Raw genomic sequence first — 3,395 nt, forward strand, 5'->3', positions numbered from 1 at the left:
ATTGACCTATGCCGAGCCGGCAACTATGCCGAGGTGTCGCGAACATGGGCGTCCGATAGGGCCTTGGCATTGGGCTCCGGAGAAGAATTGGTTGTTCCCGTATCGGCATAGTTGCTGTGGGAGGACGCTGGATATGGAAGCAACGATGCTTCCCTGAAGGAGGCGAAGTCTCATGTCTGGTCCGAAGAGAAATGATGGTCAGCTGGGTGCCCATGTTATTGGGTATCGAGCATGGTTGGTGGAGCGTGGTTATACGCCGGGCACGATCCGGAACATGCTCAAGGAAATTGGGCGAATTGGCCGATGGCTTCGTGCTGAAGGAATCATGGTCGCAGAGTTGAACGAGCAGGTCCTTGGTACTTACTTGTCTGCGCGAAAAGGGGCGGGAAACCGGGGAGTCCCTGGCCCCCGGGCTTTGGTGCCTCTGTTGGAATTTTTGCGGTGCTCCGGTGTTGTCCCCGAGGCTGCACCGGTGGCGACGGCACTGGGCAAGCTGATGGATGAATATCGTTCCTGGATGCTCCAGGATCGTGGCCTGGCTCCAACGACGGTGCTTCGTTATGAGAACGCGGCGCGACGATTCTTGGATGAACAGTGTCAGCGCAAGGGAGTTTTCGTGCCGTCTGCCTTGACGGGGGTAGACATCAATGAGTTCTTGCTACGGGAATGCAACAGGGTGTCGGCCGGCTCAGCGAAGGGCCGTGTGGCTGAACTGCGGGCGGTATTGCGTTTTTTGTATCTGCAGGGAATCACCGAGTTGCGGTTGGGATCGGCCGTGCCCCCAGTGGGCGGGTGGCGGTTAGCGACACTGCCACCCGCATCTGTCTCAGTTACCGACGTGCAGCTGTTGCTTGACAGTTTTGACCGCGGCACGCTGCTAGGTGCCCGGGATTTCGCGATTTCGCTGCTGGTCGCCCGTCTGGGGTTGCGATCAATCGAGGTCGCCCGGTTGGAGCTGTGTGACGTGGATTGGCGAGCAGGCGAGCTCGTGGTTCGTGGCAAGGCACGGCGCCAGGACCGGATGCCGCTGCCTGCCGAAGTTGGTGAAGCGTTGGTGGCATATCTGTCTTGCGGTCGGCAGCCGGCCAATGCCACAAATGTTTTCTTGACCTGCCGTGCCCCTCGCGGACCAATTCGTGCCGACTTGGTGGGAGATGTCATTGAGCGTGCCTGCAAACGCGCAGGCCTGCCAAAGTTTGGCCCGCACCGACTCAGGCATGCCTTAGCTGGCGAGATGCTCAAACATGGTGCCGGCCTGACCGCCATCGGCCAGGTTCTTCGTCACCAAGACCTGGCTACGACCGCTCTTTATGCCAAGGTCGATTTAGACTCGCTGCGCAAAGTGGCCCAGCCCTGGCCGGGGACAGTACGATGAGCGAGCTGGAAAAGGACCTAGTGAACTATCTGCAGCTACGCCATTCACTCGGGCACGAACTCGCGGATAGCCACAGGCTGTTGCCAGGCTTTGTCCTGTTCCTTGATACCCGGGGATGCGCGACGATCACCACGAAGGCGGCGTTGGAATGGTCGCAGCAATCGTCAACGGTTGCACCTTCGAGCGTGGGCCCGAGGCGAATGACCGCGGCACGCGGATTCGCCCGCTATCTGGCAGGGATCTATCCCGAAACCGAAGTCCCGCCCTTGGGACTCATGCCTCACCGACAGCGATGGCGTCTGCCCTTCATTTACTCCGCCGACGATATCGAAGCGTTGATGAGCCAAGCCCGTCACTCAATCGCCCAACCCTTGAGGGCGGAAACGTATGAGACCCTGATCGGTTTGTTGGCGGCAACGGGGTTGCGCATTGGCGAAGCCATCAAACTCGATCGCTCGGACGTGGACTCGAAAGAGAAGCTGCTATTGATCCGGGAGTCCAAGTTCGGAAAGTCCCGGCTGGTGCCTCTTCAGGAGAGCACCATGGAGGCCTTGATAAGCTACGCCGTCGTGCGCGATGAGCTGCAACCCTCGCCACTCGATGCCAGCTTCTTCGTTTCGCTGACCCGCAAACGCCTCTGCTACCAGGTCGTGTCGCACACGTTCCGGCATCTGGTGACCGCTGCCGGCATTGGGGCAGATGCACCATCCGCCCCGAGAATTCACGACCTCAGACACCGGTTCGCCATTGAAACCCTTCTCAGCTGGTACCACAGTGACGAGGACGTGCAGGCTAAGATTCCGGCACTGTCAACGTATCTTGGCCACCGCGAACCGGCTTCCACCTACTGGTATCTTTCCGCCGCGCCGGAACTACTGGCCTTGGCGGCCGCACGCCAAGACGCGCACTGGATCAAGGCACACTCATGACCCTCATAGCCCCGACCCTGCAACTGTTTTTCACCGACCGCCTGATCCAACAGCGCCAGGCCAGTCCCCGCACCATCACCGCCTACAGGGACGCCCTGAAGCTTCTGTTGGAGTTCGCGCACGAACAGACCAAAAAATTGCCAGCTCAACTTGAATGGGACGATCTGGACTCGACCATGATCTCCCGATTCCTGAGCTATTTGGAGAACCAACGGCACAATAGCGTCAGAACGCGCAATGTCCGCCTCACCGCGATCCGTTCCCTCTATTCCTACGCATCACTGCGCCATCCCGAACATGCGCTCCTGATCCAGCGAGTACTTGCGATCCCACCCAAACGGTTCGAAAAACGCATCGTCACTTTCCTCACCGCACCGGAAGTTGACGCGATGATCGACGCCCCAGATCAGTCAACTTGGGAAGGTCGCCGGGACAAGGTTCTGATGCTTCTGGCTATTCAAACCGGGTTGCGTGTTTCCGAGATCACCGGACTGAACTGCAGTGATATCAGCCTGGGCCCTGGCGCCAACGTACGGTGTGAAGGCAAGGGACGTAAGCAACGCGCGGTTCCACTCAACAACATCGTCGAGGCAATGCTGAGGGCCTGGCTGAAAGAACGAGCCGGCCAACCCCAAGAACCGCTCTTCCCCACCCGCACCGGACGCCGACTCAGCCGCGATGCCGTCGAACTGCGCGCCACCACCCACGCCAAAACTGCCGCCCAGAAATGCCCGTCAATGGCAGGAAAGACAATTCATCCCCACGTATTCAGGCATACCTGTGCCATGAATTTACTCCAAGCCGGGGTTGACACCTCAGTGATCGCATTATGGCTTGGCCACGCCGGCGTTCGCTCCACTGACGCCTACATCCATGCGGACCTCACTATCAAGGAAAAAGCACTCGCTCTGGTCACACCGACAGCAGCAACACCAGGACGTTACCGGCCAACAGACAAGACGCTGGCGTTCCTCGAGAGCCTGTAACTATGCCGATACGGGAACAGGCAATTCTTTCCGGGTGCCCAATGCCAAGGCCCTATCGGACGCCCATGTTCGCGACACCTCGGCATAGTTGCCGGCTCGGCATAG

General features: G+C 59.2%; 3 protein-coding genes. All 3 read left to right on the forward strand.

Features of this window, described 5'->3' with window-relative positions; all coding sequences use genetic code 11:
- Positions 1-172: 172 nt before the first annotated feature.
- From AAGW05_RS18360 to AAGW05_RS18370, 3 genes are read left to right on the forward strand one after another with little or no spacing between them, the layout of a single operon-like run.
- Complete coding sequence (locus AAGW05_RS18360) at positions 173-1,375, forward strand: tyrosine-type recombinase/integrase (protein WP_411806001.1); 1,203 nt, start codon at positions 173-175, stop codon at positions 1,373-1,375.
- Positions 1,372-2,304 carry a tyrosine-type recombinase/integrase gene (locus AAGW05_RS18365; protein ID WP_411806002.1) on the forward strand — a complete coding sequence of 311 codons (933 nt, stop codon included), beginning with the start codon at positions 1,372-1,374 and terminating at the stop codon, positions 2,302-2,304. The genes AAGW05_RS18360 and AAGW05_RS18365 overlap by 4 nt, the downstream gene beginning before the upstream one ends.
- Positions 2,301-3,290, forward strand: coding sequence for a tyrosine-type recombinase/integrase (locus AAGW05_RS18370; RefSeq protein ID WP_411806003.1), 990 nt, complete (start codon positions 2,301-2,303; stop codon positions 3,288-3,290). The genes AAGW05_RS18365 and AAGW05_RS18370 overlap by 4 nt, the downstream gene beginning before the upstream one ends.
- The last annotated feature ends 105 nt before the right edge of the window (positions 3,291-3,395 follow it).

It is taken from the genome of Arthrobacter sp. LAPM80, from assembly GCF_046736435.1.
In the GTDB taxonomy this organism is placed as follows: domain Bacteria; phylum Actinomycetota; class Actinomycetes; order Actinomycetales; family Micrococcaceae; genus Specibacter.

Bases quoted from the DNA above. Each gene is read 5' to 3' on its own strand.
- AAGW05_RS18360 (WP_411806001.1), top strand. From the start codon at position 173: ATGTCTGGTCCGAAGAGAAATGATGGTCAGCTGGGTGCCCATGTTATT.
- AAGW05_RS18365 (WP_411806002.1), top strand. From the start codon at position 1,372: ATGAGCGAGCTGGAAAAGGACCTAGTGAACTATCTGCAGCTACGCCAT.
- AAGW05_RS18370 (WP_411806003.1), top strand. From the start codon at position 2,301: ATGACCCTCATAGCCCCGACCCTGCAACTGTTTTTCACCGACCGCCTG.